The organism is Streptomyces sp. NPDC008092 (genome assembly GCF_042957285.1).
GTDB lineage: Bacteria > Actinomycetota > Actinomycetes > Streptomycetales > Streptomycetaceae > Streptomyces.
Genome location: NZ_JBIBHY010000003.1, coordinates 703,579 through 727,844, shown reverse-complemented (window position 1 = coordinate 727,844; position 24,266 = coordinate 703,579). Strand labels below are relative to the sequence as shown.

Genomic DNA, 24,266 nt, shown 5'->3' with positions numbered 1-24,266 from the left:
CATGAAGGAACATGCTTCCGGGTAGGGCGATGCTTTGTATTCCCAGTACCGACGAGGAGCACCTGTGACCCAGACCAGCGAGAACGTCACCTGGCTGACCCAGGAGGCGTACAACCAGCTCAGGGCCGAGCTGGAGTACCTGTCTGGTCCTGCGCGCACGGAGATCGCCGCCAAGATCGCGGCCGCGCGCGAGGAGGGCGACCTGCGCGAGAACGGCGGGTACCACGCGGCCAAGGAGGAGCAGGGCAAGCAGGAGCTCCGTGTGCGCCAGCTGACCCAGCTCCTGGAGAACGCCAAGGTCGGCGAGGCCCCGGCGTCCGCGGACGGCGCCGTCGCGCCCGGCATGGTCGTGACCATCGCCTTCGACGGCGACGAGGACGACACCATGACCTTCCTCCTGGCCTCCCGCGAATACGCCAGCGCCGACGTCGAGACCTACTCCCCGCAGTCCCCCCTGGGCACCGGAGTGATCGGCCACAAGGTGGGCGAGGACGCGGAGTACGAGCTGCCGAACGGCAAGAAGGCCTCGGTGAAGATCCTGAAGGCCGAGCCCTACTCGGGCTGACCAGGACAGACACCCGCCCCCGGCGTCGATGCGACGCCGGGGGCCTTTGCCGTGCCGGGCCTCAGGCGGTGGCGGAACGGTACCTGCGGACCGCGAGCGTCCGGAACACCGCGATGATCAGGACCGAGTAGATGAGCGACGCCGTCCCGGCGCGGCGATCTCACCGCCGGCCGACGCCGTGGTCGGCCCTCCGAGCTCTCGGAGCAGGTCACGCAGTGGTGGTGTCACCGTCTTCTTCGAAGAACTTCATCGCCATGAACCCGTGGGCGTAGCTGCCGCCGGCACGCAGCGCCGCGGCCGTCATGATGGTCTCCGCGAGTTCCTGCCGGCTGGCGCCGGCGGAGCGCGCTGCCGTGGTGTGCGCTTCGATGCAGTACGCGCACTGAGTGGTCAGCGCCACGGCCACGGCCATGAGCTCGGTGTATTTGGGCGGGATGACGTTGTTGCTGCCGCGCAGGACCTGGTTGTCCCAGGCTACGAATGCCTTGAACGCGTCAGGGGCGCCGGCGCGGATGTGCTTGGCGTACTGGTGGTCGGTGTGCTCGTGGTAGGACACGATGCTCCTGCGATATCGACCGGTCGGGGACGTGCGCGTCCCTGGCCGGTGGGTGTGCGTGGGGGGGGAGCCGGCGGCTGACCGCCGCGTCAGTAGATGTTGCGGCCGGCCCTGACACCGCCGTCGACGTCCCAGGTGGCACCGGTGATCCAGTCCGCCTGGTCGGACAGCAGGAAGGCCACCGTGGGAGCGACATCGTCGGGCGTTCCGACCCGGCCGAGGGGGTGGAAGCTGTTGAACCCGTCGAGGGTGGAGTCGATCTCGTCCTTCGGGATGAACGCCTCGTAGATGGGCGTGCGAACCACCGCGGGAGCCACGGTGTTGACCCGGATTCCGTGCGGAGCCAGCTCCATGGCGAGGTGCTGGGTGAGGGAGTGCAGGCCGGCCTTGGCCACCGAGTACGCCGAGGACGGAGTCGCGGCCATGGCCTGGTGCGCCAGCATGCCGCCGATGTTGACCACGGCACCCTTGTTACCGCGGGCAATCATGTTGCCGGTGATGGTCTGGGTCACGAAGTAGAAGGCGCGGGTGATGGCCTGGTAGCGGTCGTAGTCCTCCTGGCTGTGCTCCAGGAACGACTTGGGCTGGAAGACACCGGCGGCGTTGACGAGCAGGGTCGCGTCGGGGTGCTGCTCCGTCAGCTCGTCGCGCAGGCGGTCCACGGCAGCACGGTCGAACAGGTCGGAGGCCAGACCGACGGCCTTGCCGTAGTCGGCCAGCTCGGCGACGGCCTTGTCGGCGCTGTTCCGGCTCCGGCCGGTGACGACGGCGGTGCCGCCGCCTTCGAGCACGCGGCGGGCGGAAGCCAGCCCTATGCCGCTGGTGCCGCCGATGACGACGACCTTGCGTCCGGTGAAGTCGAGGGTGTTGGTGGACATGCTGGGGCGCTCCTCTGGTGCATCGCGAATCTCGTAGGGTTCGCGAATTGCAAGGTATGTGGATAAAAGGGACCGTGTAGGTGTGGCCACGCGCGGAGAGTGGCGAGTGCCCCTCCCGGGCGCGGCGATAAACTCCTTGCTTGCGGAATGCAAGTAAGGGCTCAGGATTGTCGAGCTGCCGGCCTTTACGGAGGCGCCGACCCGGCGCCGTGGCCCGGGGCCTCGGGGCGCCGGACCGTCCCTCCGCTTCGGAGGATGCCTCGACTGTAGGGCGCCCTCCGTGGAGGCGGTAGAGGATCAGGGCGAATGCGGATATAGCGGATGGCTATGCCTGGAGGAGAGAGCCGCAGTCGTGAACATCGAGACATTGCGCTATGCCCAGGCCGTATCCCGCACGAATTCCTTCAGTGCCGCCGCGCGGGCCTACGGGGTGACGCAGCCATCTCTGTCCAACGGCGTTGCCCGGCTGGAGGAGGAGTTCGGCGTCAAGCTCTTCGACCGCTCGCCGCGGGGAGTCAAGCCCACGCCGCACGGAGCGCAGATCCTGCCGCTGATCGACCGCGTCCTCGACGACCTGGACACCCTCCTCGCCGAGACCCAGCGGCTGGCCCGACCGGTCACCGAGCCGATCCGCATGGGCGTGTCGCCCCTGATCGGCGCCGACTTGGTGGGGCGGGCATACCAGGCGGCACGTACCCTCAAGCGTCCGAGCGACCTGATCCTGCGAGAGGCGGATCACGAGCCCCTGACCAACGACCTTGAGGCGGGCCGCCTGGACATCATCCTGGTCCCCGCCGTGCCTGGTCTGCCCAGGTTCCGGCACCGCGTGATCGCCCGTGAACCGGTGGTCGTCGTCGACACCGCAGCCACGGCGGAGGACGGCCCGGTGGAGCTGAAGGAAGTGGCAGACGCGGCCTACATCCTCGGTCCGCGCACCTGCGGCCTGACCACCTTCACCACGGACCTCTTCCACGACAACAACCTGGCGTTGCGCACCTATCCTGGCGAAGCCGCCAGCTTCCGGGCCGTGGACGAGTGGGCGGCCATAGGTCTCGGTGCGGCCCTCCTGCCTCGCTCCAAGATCACCTACGAGCACGCGAGTTGCCGCCCCCTCCTGCAGGCCGGAACGCCGGTCGAGCTCGCCTACGAGGCCGTCTGGAACTGCGACACCCCGCTGGGAGCCGACCTGGACGAGCTTGTCGACGCGCTCACCGCACTGGTCGAGCCGGCCCCGGCACCGCGACGGACGGAGGACCGGCGATAACCGGTACCGCCACAGCCCCCGCTCCCGTCGGCCGGAAAGGGCGGGAATTTCCTAAACGAACTTCCAAGAGAGGCGTCGGCGACCGCATGGATTTCCGCATTGCCGTGGACCGGCCTACGGATGCGCGTTAAACGGAGCACGTCTATTATATCCGTAGCGAGCTTCAATACCCAGAGAGGCCAGTCACCATGCAGTGCTATGACTGCTTTCTTGAAAGTCGCGCCTCGACCGTTCCGGTAAACCCGGACATAGCCGCAGCCGCGTGCGCGCGATGCGGAGCCGGTGTCTGCGGCAGACATGCCCACGCCACGTACGCACCGATTCCCGGTTCACCCGCATCCGCTGGAGCGCCGGAGGCCCGGCGGATCACGTGCGACCCCTGCTACCAGGCAGAAACCGCCGCCGCCGGTCAGGTGTGAGTCATCGGCCGGGCTGCCGCTGCGTGATCTCCTGAAGCACCCACCCGTTTCCGTCCGGGTCGCTGAAGGTGGCGAAGGAGGCGTAGGACGTGCGGTCAGGGCTCGGGCCGGCGATCCGTTCCTGACCGGCGCCCCGATGCACAGCCTCTCCGGCCTCGTGGCCGTGGTGGAGGAGCCCCCCGGCGTCGTGGAACACGTCACTGACCTTGATTCCGCGGCTGACGAGTTCCGCGCGCGCCTGCTCGACATCCGAGACGATGAGATACAAGCCCTGAGCCGAGCCGGGAGCAGCGTCGATCATGCCCTTGCCGAAGATGATCGAGCATGCCGAACCGGGGGGCGTGAGGTGTACCAGCCGGTAGTCGTCGCTGAACGTGTTGTCAACGTCCATACGGAACCCCGCTGTCTCGTAGAAACTCTTGGCGCGATCGACGTCGGAGACAGGAAGTACAATAACTTCGAGCTTCAGGTCCATCTTTCTTCACCCTCTCACAGGATTGAATTCCGAGAGAATGTGAAATTCCGCTGACTGGATTTCAGATGCTGCCGACACGCTCCACCATTGTCACTCGCGCGTGACTGCATCGCATTCTGGAGCGGCATGTCCGAGCGGCTGTGCTCGTCTCGGATTTTCCACGACACCAGGCCCCGCAGACGGTCGCGTCGGGGGCCGTTGCTTCCTCTGGCCCGTTCCACGACGGAGACAGTCTGCGGGGCACAAGCTCAACCGGCCGCCCGGCGATACTTGCGAACCGCCAGCGTCCGGAAGGCCAGGATGATCACGACCGACCAGATCAGCGAGGCCCAGACGGGATGCTGCATGGGCCAGGCATCGGACGCGTTGAAGCCCGGCGGGAGGTTGCCGAACAGTTCGCGGCACGCCTGCACGGTGGCGCTGAACGGGTTCCACTCCGCGATGTGGCGCAGGAAGGCCGGCAGGTGGTTCGCGTCCACGAAGGCGTTGGAGATGAAGGTCAGCGGGAACAGCCAGATGAGGCCACCTGAGGTCGCCGCTTCAGGGGTGCGTACGGTCAGGCCGATGAGTGCGCCGATCCAGGAGAACGCGTAGCCGAGCAGCAGGAGCAGGCCGAACCCGGCGAGTACCTTGCCGAGGTTCTCGTGCGTGCGCCAGCCGACGATCACGGCGACGATCGCCAGGACGACGAGGGTGAGTGCCGTCTGGACCAGGTCCGCGAGGGTGCGGCCGGTCAGGACCGCACCGCGCGCCATGGGCAGGGAACGGAAGCGGTCGATGAGGCCCTTGTGCATGTCGTCGGCGATGCCCGCGCCGGCGCCCGCCGTGGCGAACGTGACGGTCTGGGCGAAGATGCCGGCCATCAGGAACTCGCGGTAGGCCTGGGTGGAGGTGGAGGAGCCGACCGTGATCGAGCCGCCGAACACGTAGGTGAACAGCACCACGAACATGATGGGCTGGATCAGCCCGAAGATCAGCATCTCGGGGATCCGGCCCATGCGAATCAGGTTTCTGCGGGCCACGACCATGGAGTCGTTCACGGCACTCACTTCACGGCCTCCTTGCGGCTGTCCTTGCGGCTGTTCTTCTTGCTGTCCCGGTCGCCGTTGCTCTCGGGCTTCTCCTCGGCCGTGTGTCCGGTCAGGGACAGGAAGACGTCGTCGAGGGTGGGGCGGCGCAGGGCGATGTCGTCGATCTCGATGCCCCGGGAGTCCAGCTCGCGGATGACCTCGGCGAGCAGCTTGGCGCCGCCGGTGACGGGCACGGTGAGCTTGCGGGTGTGATCCTCGACGGTGGTGTCGCCCTTTCCGAACCCCGTCAGCACCTCGGCGGCGGTCCGGATGTGCTCGCGCTCGTGCACCACGACCTCGACGCGCTCGCCGCCGGTGCGGGCCTTGAGTTCGTCGGAGGTGCCCTGGGCGATGACCTTGCCGTGGTCGACGACCGCGATGTCGTGGGCGAGGTGGTCGGCCTCTTCCAGGTACTGGGTGGTGAGCAGCAGGGTCGTGCCGCCGGAGACCAGCTGCTGGATGACCTCCCACAGCTGCTGGCGGTTGCGCGGGTCGAGGCCGGTGGTCGGCTCGTCCATGAACATCACCGGCGGGGAGACCACGAGGGCGGCGGCGAGGTCGAGGCGGCGGCGCATGCCGCCGGAGTAGGTCTTGGTGGGGCGGTCGGCGGCGTCGGTGAGGTGGAACTGCTCCAGCAGCTCGACCGCGCGGGCCTTGGCCTGCTTGGCCCGCATCTGGTAGAGCTGGCCGACCATCTGCAGGTTCTCGCGGCCGGTGAGGTACTCGTCGACCGCCGCGAACTGGCCGGACAGGCCGATGGAGCGGCGTACGGCGTCCGGTTGCTTGAGCACGTCTATGCCCGCGACGACGGCCCGGCCGCTGTCGGGGCGGAGCAGGGTCGTCAGGCAGCGGACGGCTGTCGTCTTGCCCGCGCCGTTCGGCCCGAGCAGTCCGAGGACCGTGCCTTCGGGGACGTCGAGGTCGACGCCGTCCAAAGCCCTTACGTCGCCGAAGGTCTTGACCAGCCCTTCGGCATAGATGGCGCCTGGCATGTGGGTCTCCACGTCGTCGGGGATGCTGTGAGAAGGCTAGGTATGCGGGCCTCGGTCCGCCTATGGTTTTCCGCCGGCGCGACGGCAGGCGGGGACAGCGGCGGTGGCCACGCGACACACCATAACGCGATGTATCGCGTTCGTCGACGGATTTCCCCGAACGAGTGAGGAAACAGGCGCTGACCAGGACGTCTCGCGCCGGGAACGGCCGCCGCGGTCAGTCGATGACCGTGTAACCGGCCTCGCGCAGGGACTGGCCGACCTCGGTGCAGTGGGCCGGGCCCTTGGTCTCCAGGTGGAGTTCGACCTCCGCCTCCGCGAGCCCGAGGCGGGGGTCGGTGCGGACATGGCTCACGTCGAGGACGTTCGCGTCGACCCCCGACAGCACCCCGAGCAGGGTGGCGAGCGCGCCCGGCCGGTCGGTCAGCCGCAGCCGTACGGCCAGGTAGCGGCCCTGCGCGGCCATGCCGTGCCGCAGCACCCGCTGCAGCAGCACCGGGTCGACGTTGCCGCCGGACAGCACGGCGACGACCGGTCCGGCGAAGGCGCCGGGCTCGCCCAGCAGCGCCGCGACCGGGCTGGCCCCGGCCGGTTCCACGACCATCTTGGCCCGCTCCAGGCACAGCAGCAGCGCGGCGGACAGCTGGTCCTCGCTGACCGTGCGGACCTCGTCGACCAGTTCCTCGACGAGCGCGAACGGCACGTCACCGGGCCGTCCCACCCTGATGCCGTCGGCCATCGTCGCCGGGTTCGCCACCGTGACCGGGTGCCCGGCCGCCAGCGAGGGCGGATACGCGGCCGCGCCCGCCGCCTGGACGCCGACGATCCGCACGTCCGGCCGGACCGCCTTCACCGCGACCGCGATCCCGGCCGCGAGCCCGCCGCCGCCGATCCCGACGACGATCGTGCCGACCTCGGGGCACTGGTCCAGGATCTCCAGTCCCACCGTGCCCTGACCGGCGATGATGTCCGGGTGGTCGAAGGGGTGGATGAACACCGCGCCGGTCTCGGCCGCGTACTCCTGGGCGGCGGCCAGCGTCTCGTCGACCACCTGGCCGTGCAGCCGCACCTCCGCGCCGTACTCCCGGGTGGCACTGATCTTGGGCAGCGGGGCGCCGTTGGGCATGAACACCGTCGAGTGCACCCCGAGCAGCGAGGAGGCCAGCGCCACGCCCTGCGCGTGGTTCCCGGCGCTCGCGGCGACGACCCCGGCGGCGCGCTCCTCGGGCAGCAGCCCGGCGATCCGGACATAGGCACCGCGCAGCTTGAACGAACCGGTCCGCTGGAGGTTCTCGCACTTGAGGTGCACCGGCGAGCCGACCAGCTGGGACAGGTGCCTGCTGCCCTCCATCGCGGTCGCCCGCGCCACGCCCGTGAGCATCTTCTGGGCGCCCCGTACATCGTCGAGGGTGACGGGGCGCAAGGAGTCAGCCGTGCTGTAGCTCATGACTCAAGTCTCGCAGTTCACAGGCCGAAGGCGCGGGTGTGACCAAGCTCCGAGACCGGTTTGCGCAGCGCCGGTACGGCTCGCCCCCTGTCCGCGTACTCTGTCCCCCACATCAGCACTCCTTTCATGAAGTGAGCCCCCCGCCATGCCCACAACACCTGAAATGTCGATGGACATGACGACCGTCGGTGACAGCGGTCTTCTCGACACGCTTCAGCACGAGGTGGCGGTGTTCGCCCGACGTGCCGAACAGACCCGGCTCGGCGGTGTCGGCCAGGTGCGCAACTCCATGGACCGCGCCGCGTACCTGCTGCTCAACCGCCTCGACAACGAAGGCCCCATGGGGGTCAAGGCGCTCGCCGCCAGCATGGGGATCGACTCGTCCACGGTCACCCGGCAGGTGGCTCCGCTGGTCGACACCGGGCTCGTCAAGCGCACCTCGCACCCCGAGGACGGCCGGGCCGTGGTGCTCCAGCTGTCCCCGCGCGGGCTGTCGCGGCTGGAGGAAGTGCGTTCGTCGCGGCGCCAGTTGATGGCGGAGCTGACGCAGGACTGGGAGCCGGCGGAGCGCGAGACGTTCTGCGCGCTGCTCACCCGCTTCAACAGCGCGCTGTCCGCGCGGATGGCGGTGCCGCCGGGCCCGGACACGCCGCCGGCCTCCTGACCGCCCCACCGATCTCTCGACGGCCGGTCTCCCGACGACCGGTCTCCCGACCCCCGACCCTCCGGACCGCCGGCCTGCCGTCGGCCGGGCACAGGCGCAGGCATAGGCATAGGCATAGCCATGGGTACGGGCACGGGCGCCGTCCGGGCTTCCCGCAGGCATCCGCCGTATCCGTCACGCGCGCGTACCGCGCGGCTCTTGACCGTGGGCCCGACCCTGGCCTCATATGAGACCGGGCCCCGGCGTACCCGTGTCCGGGCCCCCACAGTCGGGGAGGGACGGTGCGTGATCGGCAGGCGCTGCAGGACGCCCGCCGGGCCCGGGAGTTCGAGGCGTTCGTCGCGGGCGCGGCAGGGCGGCTGCTGCATGCCGCCACCCTGCTGACCGCCGAGGCACCCGACGCCAATCCCCGCGCGCGGCGTCTGCTGGCCCACGCGCTCGCGCACACGTACGCGGGCTGGGACCGGCTGCGCGGCGAGGACCCGTACGACCGGGCCCGTCAGCACCTCGCCCTGCGCTTCGCGAACTCCGCCTGGCACCAGTACGGCGGCCCGTTCAGCCGCACCCGCCCGCACCCCGGCAGCGCCCTCGCCGGACTCACGCCCCGGGAACGCCTGATCCTGGTGCTGCGGCTGTACGAAGGGGTCGCCGAGGAGCAGACGGCGGCGCTGCTCGGCCTGCCCACGGAGCGCGTGCACGCCCTGTGCGACCGGGCGACGGCCACCCTGCTGCATCCGCCGCGGAAGGCGGCGCCCGCGGTGCTGGAGGCGAAGGTGGCGCCGTCGTGAACCGTGTCGAACGCGAGGCCGCGGCCCGGCGGCTCATGGAGCGGACACCGCCCCCGGTACCGCCCGACCTCTACGGCGAGGTGCTGCGCCGGGGCGGCCGGATGCTGCGGCGCCGGCGCAGGGCCCGCCGCCTGCTGTGGCTGCTGCTGTGCGCGGCGGCCGTGGCGTTCGCGGTCTGGGCGGCGACGGTGCATCCGTGGGTGGAGCCGCCGTCCACGACGACTCCGCCCATCGTCGGCTGGTGAAACGATCAGCCGAGCGCCTGCTGGAGGTCTTCCAGCAGGTCGTCGACGTTCTCGATGCCCACGGACAGGCGCACCAGGTCGGCGGGCACCTCCAGCGCGGAGCCGGCCGCCGAGGCGTGCGTCATGCGCCCCGGGTGCTCGATCAGGGACTCGACGCCGCCCAGGGACTCGCCGAGCGTGAACACCTTCGCGCGGTTGCAGACCTCGACGGCCGCCTCCTCGCCGCCCGTGACCTGGAAGGACACCATGCCGCCGAACGCCTTCATCTGCTTGGCGGCGGTCTCGTGCCCCGGGTGCTCGGGCAGGCCCGGGTACAGGACCCGCGTCACGCGCGCGTGCCGGCTCAGCATGTCGGCGATCTTCGTGGCGTTCTCGCTGTGCCGGTCCATGCGCACCGCGAGCGTCTTGGTACCGCGCAGCACCAGCCACGAGTCGAACGGCCCGGCGACCGCGCCCATCGCGTTCTGGTGGTAGGCCAGCTCCTCGCCGAGCGTCTGGTCCGACACGATCAGCGCGCCGCCGACCACGTCCGAGTGACCGCCCATGTACTTCGTCAGCGAGTGCACGACGACGTCCGCGCCGAGGGAGAGCGGCTGCTGGAGGTAGGGCGTGGCGAAGGTGTTGTCGACGACGAGCCGGGCGCCCGCGTCGTGGGCGACCTGGGCGACGGCGGCGATGTCGGTGATGCCGAGCAGCGGGTTGGAGGGGGTCTCCACCCACACCGCCCTGGTCTTCGGGGTGATCGCGGCCCGCACGGCCGACGGGTCGCTGGTGTCGGCGACGGACCACTCCACGCCCCACCGGGAGACGACCTTCGCGAACAGCCGGAAGGTGCCGCCGTAGGCGTCGTTCGGGATGACCACGTGGTCGCCGGGGCTGAGCAGCGTGCGCAGCAGGGCGTCCTCGGCCGCCAGCCCGGACGCGAACGCGAGCCCGCGCCGCCCGCCTTCCAGGGCGGCGAGGTTCTCCTCCAGGGCGGTCCTGGTCGGGTTGGCGCTCCGGCTGTACTCGTAGCCGCCGCGCAGGCCGCCGACGCCGTCCTGCTTGTAGGTCGAGACCTGGTAGATCGGCGGTACGACCGCACCGGTGAGGGGGTCCGCCGTGTTGCCCGCGTGGATGGCGAGCGTCTCGAAGTGCTGACTGATGTGGTGCCTGTCGCTCATGGTCGACGAGCCTAGTGCTCCGACGGCCCCGGTGCGTCGTCCACAGGCCGGGCCGCCGGTTGTCCACAGGTCAGGGCACCGGTTGGCCAATTGTCGGCGCCGTCTGGTTCGCTTGACGCATGGCGATTCTCTGGGCCCTGATGGCGGCGCTCCTGCTGAGCTTCGTGCTGCTCCCCGTCCTGCGGCGGCGGCGCGGCATGATCGAGCAGGTCCACCCGAGCCACCCGGACGCCGCCGACCCGGCGGACTACGGCTTCGTGCGCGAGGAGGACCTGGACATCCGCATGCCCGGCCCCGACCAGGACCTGCTGGACGTCCTCGACGTCGTGCAGCGCACCCAGGACTACCGGGCGGCCGCGCAGCTGCTCGCGGGCACGGAGATCGCGGGCGAGCTGCGCTGGCAGCGCGTGCAGGCCTTCGCCGGTGCGGCGGCGCTGGAGCTGAAGGAGCGGCCGGGCGGGGTCAGCGAGACGCCGGGCGGGCAGTGGCTGCGGGTCTGGCGGGCCGAGCAGCCCAAGGACGCGGGCGGCGCGGCCGTGCACGCGGAGTTCCTGGTCCAGCAGGCGTGGCGGACGTCGACGCCCGGCACCGACGACTTCCGGATCATCATGGAGGAGGCCAGGGACGCCTGCGGGCAGGCGGCGCTGCTCTCCCCCGGCGACCCGGTGCCGTACGTCGTCGAGCTGTCGGTGGCGCGCGGGCTGAACTACTCGCAGTCCGAGTTCGAGCAGCTGTGGCTGAAGATCCTGGACCGCGCGCCGACACACATGGGGGCGCACCTGGCGGCGCTGCACTACTGGTGCGAGAAGTGGCACGGCTCGCGCGAGCTGGCGTACTCCTTCGCCGAGGCCGCCGCCGCCCGCGCCCCGCAGGGTTCGCTGCTGGCCGCGATGCCGCTGTTCGCGGTCTTCGAGCACCTGCCCGAGGTGAACCTGGTGGCGAGCCTGTACCAGAGCGAGGTCGTCACCAAGGCGGTGCACGGCGCCCTGCACGCGGTGCACTCGGCCCGCCAGGACGACCCGATGCTCGCACACGTGCGTCACCTGCTGGTCTTCTTCCTGGTCCGCTCGGAGCGCTGGGCGGAGGCCATGGGCGAGCTGATACGGGTCGACGGGCATGTCGGCGCCCTCCCCTGGACGCTGTCCGCGAACCCGGCCGCCGAGTTCGCCCTCTTCCGCGCACTGGCGGTGGCGGGCTACGAGGCGAACGGCGGCAGCCCGGCGACGCTGCACACCTGAGGGCGCCGGCCGGAGAGACGGTCGTTCGCCGGGTGCGGGCCGGTGGGGGGCGCGCGGGACCCCGGGCGCTTGACCGGCCGTGCGAGGCGCCGTCGCGCCGCCTGCACACTCCCGTTCGTTTTCTGTTGGCTGTGGTCGGCCCCGTCTCCCGGGGTCCTGTGGGGGGATCTGCCCGATGGGCGCAACTCTGCGGGCGCTGCGCGCCCTCGTTCTGCTGTGCGGTTTCTACTTGCTGAGCCTCGTGCTGCTGGCGGTGGTGGCCGCCGTCGACGCGGCGGCGGTGAGGTGGGCGCCCGACGCCTTCGCCGGGAAGATCGTGATCGTCTCCCTGCTGCTGGCGATCCCGGTCGTCAGAGGCATGTTCATGCTGCGCTCCCCCAAGGGCGAGGACCCGCCCGGCCTCCCGGTCACGGAGGCCGACGAGCCCCGGCTGTGGGCGCTGCTGCGGGAGCTCGCCGCGGCCACCGGCACACGTGCGCCGGACGCCGTCGTGCTCACCGGTGACGTCAACGCGGCGGTCGGCGAGGAGCCCCGGCTGCTCGGCCTGCGCCCCGGACCGCGCCGCCTCTACCTGGGCGTGCCGCTCCTGACCGGGCTGACCGAGGCCGGGCTGAAGGCCGTACTCGCCCATGAGTACGGCCACTTCACCGGCGGTGACACCCGGCTGTCGGCGCTCGCCGTGCGCGGCCGGGTGCAGATCGCGCGGACCGTCGGGCACTTCCACGCGCGGGCCGACAGCAAGGAGGCCGCCGAGCGCGCCCGGCAGGAGAAGGCCGCCGCACGGCGCACCGCGAAGGGCAGGCAGGCCAAGAGGATCGACACCGCCGGCGCCGGCATCACGTACCGGCTGATGGCGGCGGTCTACACGGCGTACGCGAAGCTGTACATGCGGGCCACGCTGTCGACGGCCCGCGCGCAGGAGTACGCCGCGGACCTGGCCGCCGCGCGGATCGCCGGCCGGGACGCGACGGCGTCGGCGCTCCGTGAGATCCCGGTCCTGTCCGCCGCCCACGGCTTCTACCTCGACGCGTACGCGACGCTCGGCCTGCCGGCCCGGCAGCTGCCGCCGCGCGGGCAGTTCTTCGGCGGCTTCGGCCGGATGCTGACGGCGCGCGGGACGGAACTGGCGGGGCTGCGGGAGAAGCTGCCGGTGGAGCCCCGATCGCCGTACGACTCGCATCCGCCGATCGCCGACCGGGTGCGGCGGATCGAGGAACTGCCCGCCGACGGGCGCGGCGAGCAGGACGGCGGCCCGGCCCTCGCCCTCCTCGCCGACCCGGCCCGGACCCTGGCCGTGCTGGAGGACGCGGTGCTGACCGACGAGGTACGGCGGTTCGAGCGGGCCGGGGAGTGGGAGCAGTTGCTGAGTTCGTCGATGGCCGCGGGGCTGGCCTCGCTCGACACCCCGCTGCACCGGGCGCTCGCCTTCCACACCGAGGACCGGCCGACGCTGCCCGCGCTGCTCAGGGTGATCGACGAGGGCCAGCTGTGGCAGCTGGCGCAGCGGCTGCCCTCGTCGGGGCAGACGGCGACTGCGCAGGACCGGGCGTTCCGGGAGTCCGTACGGCCGGTGCTGCGGGACGCGCTCCGGAGCATGGTGCTGGCCGAGTTCAGCGCGCGGTCGCTGCTGCACTGGGAGTTCTCCTGGTCGCGCCCGGCGGCGGTACGGCTGCCGGGCTCCGCGTCCGACCTCGACGGCGAGGCGGGCACGGAGGCCGCGCTCCACGCCGCGGTGGCCGCCGCGCTGGCCGACCACCCCGACACCGGCCCGCTACGGGCACTGCTGCCGCCGACCCCGCAGCCGGCCTGACCCCGCCACGGGCCCCGCCTCGGTTCGTCAGGCGGGGCCGCGGAGAGAACAATGGGACTCCCGCGCCGTGTGAGGTGATGGCGATGCCTGCTTGGCACCTGCGCGAATACCACGAAGACGATCTCGACCAGGCCATCGACATCTGGGATCAGAGCCGCCGGGCCGACGAGGACCAGGTGTTCGCGGTCTCCGAGGTCATGACGGCGGCCAAGGCCGGACAGCCGGCGGTCGTCGCCGTCGTCGGCGACGAACTGGTCGGCATGGCGGTGGCACAGGCGTACGGAAAGCGGGGGTGGATCCTCCTGGTGGCGCTCTCCTCCCGCTGGCGCGAGCGCGGGATCGGGAGCGCCCTGCTCTCCGATCTGGAGCGGCGCCTGCGGGCGCTGGGCGTCCGCCACATCAGCGCGCTGCTGCCCGCCGACGCGGCGGGGACGAAGGCTCTGGAGAACTCCGGCTACCGGTTCCGTGACGGGCTCACCTACTACGAGAAACTCGAACCCGTGGACACCGCCAACGCGGAGGTCCTCGCGGCACTGGGCGGGCGCATGCTGCCCGAGGGCCTCTGGAACGCCATGGCCGGCATGGAGGAGGAGAAGCAGGTCGTCGAACGCCGTGTCGTGCTCCCGCTGACCGAACCGGCGCTGGCGGACCGCTACGGCGTCGCCCCGCCCAAGGCGATCATCCTGTTCGGCCCGCCGGGGACCGGAAAGACCAGCTTCGCCAAAGCGGTGGCCTCACGGCTCGGCTGGCCGTTCGTGGAACTCTTCCCGTCCCGGCTCGCGGCCGACACCAGCGAGGGCCTGGCCGTGGCGCTGCGGGAGGTCTTCGCGGACCTGGCGGAACTGGACTCGGTCCTGCTCTTCATCGACGAGGTCGAGGAGATCGCCGGCGCGCGCTCCGGAAAGGCGGTCGATCCCGGGCACGGCGTGACCAACGAGCTGCTCAAGCTCATCCCCATCTTCCGCGAGCACGACGCACGGCTGCTGGCCTGCGCGACCAACTCGGTCCGCTCCCTCGACGCGGCGTTCCTGCGGCCGGGCCGGTTCGACTACGTCATCCCCATCGGCCCGCCGGACGCAACCGCCCGCGCGGCGATCTGGAGCCGGTACCTCAAGGCCTCCGCCGATTCGGTGGACATCGCCCAACTCGTCGGGGCGAGCGAGCTGTTCACCCCGGCCGACATCGAATTCGCCGCCCGCAAGGGCGCACAGGCGGCATTCGAGCGCGAAGTCACCCACCGCCAGGGCCGGCCGGCGACGACCGAGGACTACATGAGCGCCATCGCCGACACGCGCCCCACACTCACCGCACAGGCCATCCAGGAATTCGCGGAGGACATCGACAAGTACCGCCGTCTCTGAGGCGGACGGCATCCAGCACCGTCCGGGTAGCGCGGCCATGCCGCACGCACCGTACCGGCGGTCGGAGCGGGTACCCGGAGAATCTGCGTGGCGTCGCCGTCCGCAACCGGCCCCGCTGACGTGGTGTCGTGGTTACGGTCAGCAGGGCGATCGGCAAGCGTGGGAGAGGGTGGGGCATGGTCCACTGTCTGCGGTACTTCTTCGAGGCCGGAGTGGACACTCCGTTGTGGCCCGAGGACATGGCCAGCCCGTACGGCTACCCCTGTGATCTGTCGCGCCTGCCGATCAGCGAGGAGACGCGGGCCGAGCTGGCGGGACTGAGCGAGTGGTACCAGTCGTCGATCGACTGGGACTATCCGCCGGATCCGTCCCCGTGGTCCGACGACGAACTGCAAGCCTTCAAGCGGCGCGCGAACGCCGCGTTGGAGACCCTGCGCCGGGAGTTGGGCGCGGGGTGGGTCGTACGGGACGAGAGCCTCCTGTGACGCGATGAGCGCGAACACGGCGAGGAGCTTCGGCGGGCTGAGCGCGCGATCGGAGCCGTTCGAAGCCGGTCGAGGCCCTCGGCGTCGAAGGCGGCAGGAGGGGTGACGGTGTCGGCTGAGTCGTCCCACGGGTACCACCGGGGACCGGTGGGTACCCCTGGGTACCACCGGGTGGCGAGCCGTGCGGGGAAGGGGCTGTGAGCGGGGCTTGAGGCAGGTCGTCGAGCCCCGCTCACGGGCTCCGCGGTTCAGGTGGTGCCGTTCCTGGCGAGCGGCTGGAAGTAGTGGTCCAGCGCCCAGGCGGCCACGCGGGTGCCGGCCCGGCGGCCGGCCACGTCCGCCGTGCGGGAGTGGACGCCGCCCCACACCCGGGCGTCGACGACGTCCCGGTCGAGGTCGTCGGCGGAACCGTAGTACCGCGTGGTGCCGGTGACCTCGGAGGGGACGTAGAGGTCGATGTGCGAGGTGCCGAGGACTCCGGTCAGGGCGCGCACCACGGCCGCGGCGACGGTCGTGTGGCCGGCGACGTAGTCGGGGTGCGGTGGGGTGAGGAGCAGCGGCTCCCACGCCGGGTCCGCCGTCGTCGCGGGGTTGCCGTCGGTGTCGGCGAGGCGGATGGCGGTGATCGGCCGCCAGGTGCCGTAGTGGAGCTTGGCGTCCCAGGCCGTGACGACGGCGTCGGTCGCCGCCGCGTTCACCGCGGCGAACAGCCGGGCCGTCTCGGCGATGCCGAGCCGGTGCCGGGCGGCGTGGTCCCGTACGGCGGTCTGGGCCTGTTCGACCAGGTTGCCGCTGAAGAAGAGGGCGGTCTCGGTCTGCCGCGCGGTTCTGCCCGAGCCGGTCTTCCCGCCCATGGCCTTCAGCTCCTGGACGTCCCGCGCGTAGGCGGCCGAGGAGAGGGCGGGTGGTCCGCCGGGGCGGAACTGCTGCGGGGAGGCGAGCAGGAGGGGGCGGAGCCTCGCGAGCCAGGTGTCGATGAAGGGCTGGAACGCGGGCGGGGTGGGCCGCCAGACGCCCGGTGCCGGCGAGGCGGTGAACGGGACGTCCGCGAACCTTCCGTCCCCTTCCCGGAGTTCGATGACGCGGGCGGCGGCGCGCTTCCCGTAGTCGACGCCCCGGTCCCTGGCCTGGCCGGCCGGAAGCGCGGCGAGCGAGTCCGCGTAGGCGGCGTCGAGCCGCCCCTTGAAGGCGGGGAAGCAGGCGAGCAGCACGTCGTGGGCCGCGGTGGCGGCGGCCGCCGCGGAGGAAGCCCTGGTCGGACCGCGCTCGCGCCACTTGTACAGGGCGTAGCCGCCTTCGATCCCCACCACTGCGTTGTACACGGCGACGGAGACGAACCCCTCCCAGATCGCCGCCTGCCCGGAGGGGCGCGGGCCGAGACTGGTCTTGATCGTGTCGGTGGCGACGGCGTTCCACTCGCGGACCACGGCTGCCGGGTCCGCCGCGGTCCGGGCGTCCGCGCCGGCCGGGCTCGTCGCGGCGGTGAGCGTCACGAGGGCGGCGGCCACGACGGCGCAGACGAGTCCCCTGGCGCGGGAGCGCGGAGGACCGGGGCGAGAGGGCTCTTGATACACGGCGTCCTCACTGGGGTCGAGTGCCCAAGGCTTAGCAACGGCCCACTGCGCGATCAAGACAACTCGCCGCGAACCGGACAGGCTCGGGGTGCCCCCCGCCCGCACGCCTCACCACCCGCCGCGAAGGGCAGTGGGCAAGGGCCGCCTGGCGCGGCCGTAAATCGCTTGCCCTGGGCTGTGGGGCGACGCTGCACTGTGGCCGGACGCCACGAGTCGTGGTGCGTATCCCGAGGAGGCAGCGACACCGATGGAGATCCGTCCCACGACCGACAGGGATTTCGACGTCTTCGTCGACACGGTCCACGCCGCGTTCGGGCTCTTTCCGGAACCTCCGGTCGAGGGCGGCGGGCTCTGGTGGTCGGCGCTGGAGGTGGACCGCTGCCTGCTCGCGCTGACGGCGGACGGGCGGCCCGTCGGCACCGCCGCCGCGTACTCCTTCGAGCTCACCCTGCCCGGCGAGACCCTCGTCCCGGCCGCCGGGGTGACCGCCGTCGGCGTCCTGCCCTCGCACCGGCGCCGGGGCGTGCTCAGCGCGATGATGCGGCAGCAGCTCGCCGACCTGCGGGCCCGCGGGGAGTTCCTCTCCGTGCTGCTGGCCTCCGAGGCCCCGATCTACGGCAGGTTCGGCTACGGACCGGCGACCTACACGGCGCGGCTGACGGTGCCCCGCCACCGGGCCGCCCTCACCGTTCCCCGGGCGCACGCGGCGGCCGCCCCCGCAGCGTCCGCCCCCGCGGCGACCGGCTCGGGCAGCGGCTCGGTCGAGGTACTGCGCCGTGCCGAATGCGGCGAGATCCTGGAAGAGGTCTACGACCGGTACCGCCGCGCCCAGCCCGGCGCGCTGTCCCGGCCGCACCGCTGGTGGACCCTGCGCGCCGGGCAGCCCCCGATCTCACCGGCGCCCCGCTACGTCGCCGTCCACCGGGACCCCGACGGGGTCCCGGACGGGTACGCCAGCTACTCGCTGGAGTCCGGCACCCTGACGGTCGACGAGACGATCGGCACCGACGACGCCGTCTTCACGGACCTGGCCCGGTTCGTACTCGGGCACGATCTGGTCTCGCAGGTCGTGTTCAAGCACGTCCCGCCCGGGCACCCGCTGCGCTGGCAGTTCGCGGACTTCCGCGCCGGCGAGGTGAGCGGCGACACCGACTGGCTCTGGGTACGGCTGCTGGACGTCCCGCGGGCCCTGACCGCGCGCGGCTGGTGCGCGGACGGCGAGCTCGTCCTCGACATCGACGACCCGTTCCTCGGCGAACACGGCCGCTACCTGCTGACCGTCCGGGACGGCAAGGCCGACTGCGTCCCCACGGACCGGCGGCCCGACCTGTCCCTGGACGTGCGCGACCTGGGCTCCCTCTACCTCGGCGGCACCGCCCCGAGCACGCTCGTACGTGCCGGACACGTCCGGGCCCACCGCCCGGACGCGGCCGCCCTCGCCGACGCCCTCTTCCGCGCCGACCGCCCGCCGCACTGCCTGCACTGGTTCTGAAACCGCCTGCACCGGTGCCTGAACTGCCCGCACCGGTTCCGAACTGCCCGCGCCAGTACCGAACCGCCCGCACCGGTTGCGACCGCGCGCCGGCCGCCCCTGCACTCCTGCCGAAGCCCCGGGCCGGGCGGAGCGGGAGAGTCGCGGACGGGGACGACGGGGAGGAACATCGGAATGACGGAGGCAAGGTGGTGTGGCTATGGGGACGCCGTCGATGCATTTCAGCGAGAGCCCCGAGGATCCGTTCGCCCTCGGACGTGGGGCCTCGGCCGTGCTCGACGATCAAGGCACCGTGGTCGGCTGGAGTGTACGCGCGGAGGAGTTGCTGGGCTATCCGGCCGGGAAGGTGCTCGGCCGGGCATGGCGGGACCTCCTGGTCGACGACCGTGACGTGGCCGTCGTGCGGTCCGTGGTCGTGGACGCCGTGAAGTCGGGGGGCTGGTTCGGCGTCCTGCCCGTCCTGCACCGCGACGGACACCGCACCGAGATGGCGTTCCGGGCCCGGGCGGTCGCCCGCGAGGGGGGTGGTCAGGAGTGGCTCCTGGTCGGTGCTCCCGCCGCGGAGGTCATCGCCTGGCAGCGGGACCGTGCGCTGCTGGACGGCCTGTACCGCCGGTCCCCGATCGGTCTGGTCACGTACGACCCCGACCGGAGAGTGATCCGGGTCAACCGTGCGGTCGAAAAGGCGAGCGGCGTCCCGGCCGAGGCGCCGGTGGGCCACCGGCCCCGCGAATTCATGGTCGACGAGGACGCGGGTCCGGCGGACGAACGCGTCCGGCACGTCCTGGAGACCGGCGAACCGCTGATCTTCACGGAGCAGTCCGCCCGCGCACGCCACGATCCGGGCCGGGAGCGGATCGTGTCCGTCTCCGCGTTCCGGATGGAGGACCCCTCGGGCAAGGTCCTCGGCGTGGCGGAGACGATCGAGGACGTGACCGAACGTTACCGGGCGCAACGCCGGCTCGCCCTGCTGAACAAGGCGAGCGCCCGGATCGGAACCTCGCTGGACGTCACACAGACCGCTCGGGAACTGGCCGAGGTCGTCGTCCACGGCATGGCCGACCACTGCTCGGTGGACCTCCTTGAGCCGGTGACGATCGGTGACGAACCGGTGCCGGGTGCGGCGGGTCCGCTGCTCCGGGCCGCCCTCGCGCCACCGGAACGCCGGGTCCCGTTCCAGGAGGGCGAGGTGGTACCGCTGCTGCCGGAATCTCCGCAGGCGCGGTGCCTGGCCGAGCGTCGCCCGATTCTCGAAGGGCTGCTGTCCCTGCGCCCCGAGTGGTACGCAATGGACCGGCGGCGGATCGAGATCGCCTCGGGTCTCGGCGTGCATTCGCTGATCGCGGTGCCCCTGGTCGCGCGCGGCCTCGTCCTGGGCGTGGTGAGCCTGTGGCGGTCGCGCAACGCGGAGCCGTTCGAGGACGGCGACGCGACCGTGGCCGAGGAACTCTCCTCGCGGGCGGCCGTCTGCATCGACAACGCGCGCCGCTTCACCCAGCAGCAGAGCGCCGCCCTGACCCTGCAGCGCAGTCTGCTGCCGAGCGTGGCGTCCGACCTGCCGGCGGTGGAGGTGGCCTGCCGGTATCTCCCCGCGAGCGGTGAACCGGGCATCGGCGGCGACTGGTTCGACGTGATCCCGTTGTCGGGTGCCCGGGTCGCCCTGGTGGTGGGCGACGTGGTCGGCCACGGGATCCACGCCGCGGCATCGATGGGCCGTCTGCGTGCCTCGGCGCGCACCCTGGCCAGCCTCGACCTGGAGCCGGACGAAGTGGTGGCGCGGCTGGACGACCTGGTCAGTCTGCTGGCCACCGAGCAGGAGGCGAACGCCGACGGCAACCACTCGGCGATCGAGCAGGTGCTCGGGGCCACCTGCCTCTACGCGGTCTACGACCCGGTCTCCCGGCACTGCTCCCTGGCCCGCGCCGGCCACCCGGCGCCGGTCGTGTCCACCCCGGACGGCGAGGTGACCGTGCTCGAACTGCCCGCGGGGCCGCCACTGGGCCTGGGCGGACTGCCGTTCGAGACGTACGAACTCGACCTCCCCGAGGGCACCCTGCTCACGCTCTACACCAACGGTCTCCTGGAGGCGCGCAACGGCGACGTGGACGCCGCGCTCATGGACCTGCACGCGTGTCTCACCCACACCACCGACCCCCTGGAACAGACCTGCCACGCCGTTGTCGAAGCGCTGCTGCCCAAGGGCCACCTCCCCAGCGACGACGTCGCGCTGCTCATCGCCCGTACCCGGGTACTGCGGCCCCAGGACGTCGCCTCGTGGCAGTTGCCCCTGGAAGCGACCTCCGCCGCCCGTGCCAGGGAGCTGGCCACGGCGGCACTGACCGAATGGGGGCTGTCCGAACTCGCCTTCACCACCGAGCTGGTCGCCAGCGAACTCGTCACCAACGCCTACCGGTACGCGGCCGGTCCCGTCGTCCTGCGCCTCATCCGTACGCACTGCCTGATCTGCGAGGTGTCCGACACCAGCCACACCGCCCCGCATCTCCGGCGGGCCCGCAGCACGGACGAGGGCGGACGCGGGCTCTTCCTGGTCGCACAGCTCACCGAGCGCTGGGGCACCCGCTACGCCCACGAGGGCAAGACCGTCTGGACGGAACAGCCACTGCCGCCCGCGTGACCCACGTCCCCCACCACCACAGAAGGCATCCGCCCGACCACCGGTGCCACGACGGCGAACGGGCGTGCGTCCCACTCGCCATCCCCAATCACCGTTTACCAGGCGTACTCCCCTGAAATCGGCGCACGCGACGCGGCGTGTGTAGAGCGTGAGTCGGCCGGGCGAGTTGGTCTGGGGGGGGCACCCGCCGCAGTGAGGTCAGCCGGGGGTTTCGCCGAGCTGGTCGCGTCGGGCGGTCAGGTAGGTGTGTTCCGTCCGGTTGTCGGTGAGCGAGGCCGCGGTGTCGAAGGCCTGCCGGGCCTCGCCGGTCCGCCCGAGGCGGGCGAGGAGGTCGCCGCGGACTGCGTGGAACAGGTGGAAGGCTTCGAGGTCCAGGTCGTCCACCAGCCGAAGCGCCGCCGCGGGGCCTTCGATCTCGGCGAGGGCGATCGCGCGGTTGAGCGCGACCACCGGACCGGGATCGAGTCGGACGAGTTGGTCGTAGAGCGTGAGAATCTGCGTCCAGTCGGTGACCGGGTCGGTGTGCACGGCGTTGATCGCGGCGAGCAGCTGGTAGCGGCCGGGCCGGTTGCGGCGCAGGCAGGCGCGCACGATCGCCCTGCCCTGGGCGATCAGGTCGGCGTCCCACAGCGAGCGGTCCTGGTCGGCGAGGCGTACGAGGGCGCCGTCGGCGTCGGTGCGGGCGGGGCGGCGTGCCTCGGTCAGCAGCATCAGCGCGAGCAGGCCCGCTGCCTCCGGCTCGTCGGGCATCAGCTCGACCAGCAGGCGGGCCAGCCGGATCGCTTCGACGCAGAGTTCGCCGCGGGCGAGCTGTGCGCCGGAGGTGGCGACGTAGCCCTCGTTGAAGATGAGGAAGAGCACCGCGAGCACCGCGCCGAGGCGTTCGGGCAGGTCGGCGTCGTACGGCACCCGGTAGGGGATGTGTGCGTCGCGAATCTTCGCCTTGGCCCGTACCAGCCGCTGCGCCATGGTGGCTTCGGGCACGAGGAAGGCACGGGCGATCTCGGGTGTGGTGAGGCCGCCGAGCAGGCGCAGGGTGAGCGCGACCTGGGCGGGGCGGGCCAGGGCCGGGTGGCAGCAGGTGAAGACGAGCCGCAGACGGTCGTCCGGCACGGCGCCCTCCTCGACGGGTTCGGCTGCCGGAGCCTGGATGAGGGCGGCCTCGGCGTGTTTGTGCGCGCGGGCGTTCTCGCGGCGCAGGTGGTCGACGGCCCGGTTGCGGGCGGTGGTGATGATCCAGCCGACCGGCCGGGGTGGGGCGCCGTCGACCGGCCACCTGACGAGTGCGGTCTCGAAGGCGTCGGCGACCGCGTCCTCGGCCAGGGTGATGTCGCCGAGCCCGCGCACGAGTACGGCGACGGCTCTGCCGTACTCGGCGCGGAAGACGGCCGCGATCTCCTGCGGCGTCATGGTGGTGCTCAATACGGTTCGACGTCCTGGAAGGGGCGGACCTCGATCGGCAGCGTGGTGGCGGCTGCCGCCTTGCGGCCCCAGGAGAGCGCCGCGTCCAGGTCGGGCGCGGTGATCACCCAGATCCCACCGATGTGCTCCTTGCCCTCGACGTACGGGCCGTCGGTGAACATGCCGTCGGCGCGCACGACGGTGGCCGTGCCGGGAGGGTGCAGGCCACCGGTGAACACCCACGAGCCGCTCTCGCGCAGTTCCTCGTTCAACCGGTGCAGAGCGGAGATGACCTCGGCCATGGTCTCGGCGTCGGGCGGTGGACCGTCCGGCTGCTGGATGGCGAGCAGGTACTGGGGCACGGCTCCTCCCCTATCGGCGGGAGTAACGGGCGATGATCACGCCCTTGGTGGTGGTGACGGAGTCGGTGAGCTCGAACTCGGTCAGCGGCGCGGGGCCCTCGAACAGGCGCGTGCCGCCGCCCAGGGTCAGCGGGTGGATCAGCAGCTGGTAGTGGTCGATCAGCGCGGCGGCGTGCAGGGAGTGGATGAGCGAGGCGCTACCGATGATCGACAGGTCGTTGCCGGTGCCGGCCTTGAGTTCGGCCACGGTCTCGGCCGCCTCCCCGCTGAGCAGGGTCGAGTTCTGCCAGGCGTCGGCGTCCTTCAGGGTCCGGGACACGACGTACTTCGTGGCCTTGTTCATGTGCGTGGTGAACGGGTTGCCGTCGGTCGCACCTGCCCACGCGCCGATGAAGTCGTTCCAGGTGCGGTGGCCGAAGAGCATGTCGGTGGGCTTGGCCATGCTCCTGCCCATCTCCCTGCCCATGACCTGGTCGTTGTACTTCCCGCCCCAGCCTCCGTGGGTGAATCCGCCGCGGGTGTCCTCGTCCGGGCGGCCAAGGCCCTGGACCACTCCATCGAGGGTGACCGACATCGTCGCCGTGATCGTCCGCATGACCTGCCCCTGTCCTTGGCGGACCGCTCTTGTGCGGCCCGGCTCGCCCCCTACACGAACGGGCCCCGCCGAAATCGACACCATCCATGCCACCAAATTTCCGGCTGGGTCACCACCGAAGCCGCCATCGCTCACGATCACGGCTTTTACCTGCGTCGAAAGCTGTCGATCAGCGGCTTCCCCTCAGTGCGGGACAGACGCGCGATGCCGGACGGCGAGATGACCGATGACGACATCCACGGTCATGAGCTGGTCGCCGACTGCCGCCTGCGTGCGGGCACCGATCTCTTCGCCCGTACCCGGGACCCCGTGGTGCCGGCGGCGCTCCGCCCCGGACCGCGCCGGCGCCGCGCGTCGCGTGCCGTCATCGGAGGTGTCAGCGACAAGGTGCCGGCCTACTCCCTGCGCCGTCTGCTCGCGGACGGGCTGACAGAGCGTCACGCACATGCCGGGGCCCCGCCGCCGCGTCGACTACGCCCTGTCCACGTACTCGTGGCTGCTCGCCGTCCTGGCGGTGGTGGCGCTGATCGGGCTCCCGACCGTCTTCTCCACTCCGGGCGACAAGGCTCAGGTGATCATCCCTGTCCCGGGTACGGTCACGATCCTGCTCGTGCTGCTCCGGCTCGCTGCCGCCGTGATCGCCGCATGGCCGGCATGGCCGACCTACGCGGCAGTCCTCGTGTCTCTCCTGGTGGCCGCCGCCCTCGTCACGGAACGTCGACGCCGGCAGTGGCTGCTCTCCGCGGACCGGCACACCGGCTGAGCCGCGGAGGGGCGGCACCGGAGT

General features: G+C 71.5%; 23 protein-coding genes. 12 read left to right on the top strand and 11 right to left on the bottom strand.

What is annotated here, in order from left to right:
* The first annotated feature begins 64 nt into the window (after nt 1-64).
* Complete coding sequence (gene greA / locus ACFZB3_RS12630) at nt 65-565, top strand: transcription elongation factor GreA (protein WP_293996585.1); 501 nt, start codon at nt 65-67, stop codon at nt 563-565.
* A gap of 208 nt (nt 566-773) precedes the next feature.
* Here greA and ACFZB3_RS12625 read toward each other — a convergent pair whose 3' ends face one another.
* A complete protein-coding gene (locus ACFZB3_RS12625; protein WP_391373757.1) occupies nt 774-1,121 on the bottom strand; it encodes a carboxymuconolactone decarboxylase family protein in 348 nt (115 codons plus the stop codon).
* Nucleotides 1,122-1,210: 89 nt separating this feature from the next.
* The gene (locus tag ACFZB3_RS12620; protein ID WP_391373754.1) at nt 1,211-1,999 is read right to left on the bottom strand and encodes an SDR family oxidoreductase; all 789 of its coding nucleotides are present in this window, start codon (nt 1,997-1,999) and stop codon (nt 1,211-1,213) included.
* A gap of 352 nt (nt 2,000-2,351) precedes the next feature.
* Here ACFZB3_RS12620 and ACFZB3_RS12615 point away from each other — a divergent pair, with 352 nt between their 5' ends.
* Entirely contained in the window at nt 2,352-3,263 is a 912-nt protein-coding gene (locus ACFZB3_RS12615) for a LysR family transcriptional regulator (protein WP_391373751.1), read from the top strand.
* Between the two features lie 420 nt (nt 3,264-3,683).
* Here ACFZB3_RS12615 and ACFZB3_RS12610 read toward each other — a convergent pair whose 3' ends face one another.
* The 4 genes from ACFZB3_RS12610 to ilvA form a co-directional block, all read right to left on the bottom strand.
* Nucleotides 3,684-4,157, bottom strand: a complete 474-nt coding sequence (locus ACFZB3_RS12610) for a VOC family protein (protein ID WP_391373748.1) — start codon at nt 4,155-4,157, stop codon at nt 3,684-3,686.
* Nucleotides 4,158-4,405: 248 nt separating this feature from the next.
* Entirely contained in the window at nt 4,406-5,185 is a 780-nt protein-coding gene (locus tag ACFZB3_RS12605; protein ID WP_391374075.1) for an ABC transporter permease, read from the bottom strand.
* Between the two features lie 17 nt (nt 5,186-5,202).
* Nucleotides 5,203-6,219 (bottom strand): ATP-binding cassette domain-containing protein, encoded by a 1,017-nt coding sequence (locus tag ACFZB3_RS12600; protein ID WP_391373746.1) that lies wholly within the window; start codon nt 6,217-6,219, stop codon nt 5,203-5,205.
* A 217-nt stretch (nt 6,220-6,436) separates the two neighbouring features.
* On the bottom strand, nt 6,437-7,666 hold the full coding sequence (gene ilvA, locus ACFZB3_RS12595; protein ID WP_391373743.1) for a threonine ammonia-lyase: 1,230 nt from the start codon (nt 7,664-7,666) through the stop codon (nt 6,437-6,439).
* A 163-nt stretch (nt 7,667-7,829) separates the two neighbouring features.
* Between ilvA and ACFZB3_RS12590 the strand changes: the two genes are divergently transcribed.
* The 3 genes from ACFZB3_RS12590 to ACFZB3_RS12580 all read left to right on the top strand — a co-directional run bounded on the left by ACFZB3_RS12590 (nt 7,830) and on the right by ACFZB3_RS12580 (nt 9,363).
* Nucleotides 7,830-8,330 (top strand): MarR family transcriptional regulator, encoded by a 501-nt coding sequence (locus ACFZB3_RS12590; protein WP_391373741.1) that lies wholly within the window; start codon nt 7,830-7,832, stop codon nt 8,328-8,330.
* A gap of 281 nt (nt 8,331-8,611) precedes the next feature.
* Nucleotides 8,612-9,118, top strand: a complete 507-nt coding sequence (locus tag ACFZB3_RS12585) for a sigma factor-like helix-turn-helix DNA-binding protein (RefSeq protein ID WP_391373737.1) — start codon at nt 8,612-8,614, stop codon at nt 9,116-9,118.
* Nucleotides 9,115-9,363 (top strand): hypothetical protein, encoded by a 249-nt coding sequence (locus ACFZB3_RS12580; RefSeq protein WP_391373734.1) that lies wholly within the window; start codon nt 9,115-9,117, stop codon nt 9,361-9,363. Before ACFZB3_RS12585 ends, ACFZB3_RS12580 begins: the two co-directional genes overlap by 4 nt.
* 5 nt (nt 9,364-9,368) lie before the next feature.
* Here ACFZB3_RS12580 and ACFZB3_RS12575 read toward each other — a convergent pair whose 3' ends face one another.
* Nucleotides 9,369-10,526, bottom strand: coding sequence for a cystathionine gamma-synthase (locus ACFZB3_RS12575; RefSeq protein WP_391373732.1), 1,158 nt, complete (start codon nt 10,524-10,526; stop codon nt 9,369-9,371).
* A gap of 119 nt (nt 10,527-10,645) precedes the next feature.
* Between ACFZB3_RS12575 and ACFZB3_RS12570 the strand changes: the two genes are divergently transcribed.
* The 4 genes from ACFZB3_RS12570 (at nt 10,646) to ACFZB3_RS12555 (ending at nt 15,420) form a co-directional block, all read left to right on the top strand.
* Nucleotides 10,646-11,764 (top strand): hypothetical protein, encoded by a 1,119-nt coding sequence (locus ACFZB3_RS12570; RefSeq protein ID WP_391373729.1) that lies wholly within the window; start codon nt 10,646-10,648, stop codon nt 11,762-11,764.
* A gap of 175 nt (nt 11,765-11,939) precedes the next feature.
* Nucleotides 11,940-13,574, top strand: coding sequence for a M48 family metalloprotease (locus ACFZB3_RS12565; RefSeq protein ID WP_391373726.1), 1,635 nt, complete (start codon nt 11,940-11,942; stop codon nt 13,572-13,574).
* 77 nt (nt 13,575-13,651) lie between these two features.
* Nucleotides 13,652-14,935, top strand: a complete 1,284-nt coding sequence (locus ACFZB3_RS12560; RefSeq protein ID WP_391373724.1) for a GNAT family N-acetyltransferase — start codon at nt 13,652-13,654, stop codon at nt 14,933-14,935.
* 176 nt (nt 14,936-15,111) lie between these two features.
* Nucleotides 15,112-15,420 carry a hypothetical protein gene (locus ACFZB3_RS12555; RefSeq protein WP_391373722.1) on the top strand — a complete coding sequence of 103 codons (309 nt, stop codon included), beginning with the start codon at nt 15,112-15,114 and terminating at the stop codon, nt 15,418-15,420.
* A 248-nt stretch (nt 15,421-15,668) separates the two neighbouring features.
* On the opposite strand, the gene ACFZB3_RS12550 is transcribed toward ACFZB3_RS12555, so the two are convergent.
* Nucleotides 15,669-16,928 carry a vanadium-dependent haloperoxidase gene (locus ACFZB3_RS12550; RefSeq protein WP_391373719.1) on the bottom strand — a complete coding sequence of 420 codons (1,260 nt, stop codon included), beginning with the start codon at nt 16,926-16,928 and terminating at the stop codon, nt 15,669-15,671.
* A 313-nt stretch (nt 16,929-17,241) separates the two neighbouring features.
* Here ACFZB3_RS12550 and ACFZB3_RS12545 point away from each other — a divergent pair, with 313 nt between their 5' ends.
* Together ACFZB3_RS12545 and ACFZB3_RS12540 are read left to right on the top strand one after the other, a co-directional pair.
* Nucleotides 17,242-18,486 carry a GNAT family N-acetyltransferase gene (locus ACFZB3_RS12545; protein WP_391373716.1) on the top strand — a complete coding sequence of 415 codons (1,245 nt, stop codon included), beginning with the start codon at nt 17,242-17,244 and terminating at the stop codon, nt 18,484-18,486.
* Between the two features lie 199 nt (nt 18,487-18,685).
* Nucleotides 18,686-21,121, top strand: a complete 2,436-nt coding sequence (locus ACFZB3_RS12540; protein WP_391373713.1) for a SpoIIE family protein phosphatase — start codon at nt 18,686-18,688, stop codon at nt 21,119-21,121.
* A gap of 198 nt (nt 21,122-21,319) precedes the next feature.
* On the opposite strand, the gene ACFZB3_RS12535 is transcribed toward ACFZB3_RS12540, so the two are convergent.
* Genes ACFZB3_RS12535 through ACFZB3_RS12525 form a run of 3 tightly spaced genes read right to left on the bottom strand, consistent with a single transcriptional unit; the run spans nt 21,320 to nt 23,479 of the window.
* On the bottom strand, nt 21,320-22,531 hold the full coding sequence (locus tag ACFZB3_RS12535; RefSeq protein ID WP_391373710.1) for a sigma-70 family RNA polymerase sigma factor: 1,212 nt from the start codon (nt 22,529-22,531) through the stop codon (nt 21,320-21,322).
* A gap of 8 nt (nt 22,532-22,539) precedes the next feature.
* Complete coding sequence (locus ACFZB3_RS12530; RefSeq protein WP_391373707.1) at nt 22,540-22,884, bottom strand: YciI family protein; 345 nt, start codon at nt 22,882-22,884, stop codon at nt 22,540-22,542.
* 10 nt (nt 22,885-22,894) lie between these two features.
* Nucleotides 22,895-23,479, bottom strand: coding sequence for a dihydrofolate reductase family protein (locus ACFZB3_RS12525; RefSeq protein WP_391373704.1), 585 nt, complete (start codon nt 23,477-23,479; stop codon nt 22,895-22,897).
* A gap of 445 nt (nt 23,480-23,924) precedes the next feature.
* Between ACFZB3_RS12525 and ACFZB3_RS12520 the strand changes: the two genes are divergently transcribed.
* A complete protein-coding gene (locus ACFZB3_RS12520) occupies nt 23,925-24,242 on the top strand; it encodes a hypothetical protein (RefSeq protein WP_391373701.1) in 318 nt (105 codons plus the stop codon).
* The last annotated feature ends 24 nt before the right edge of the window (nt 24,243-24,266 follow it).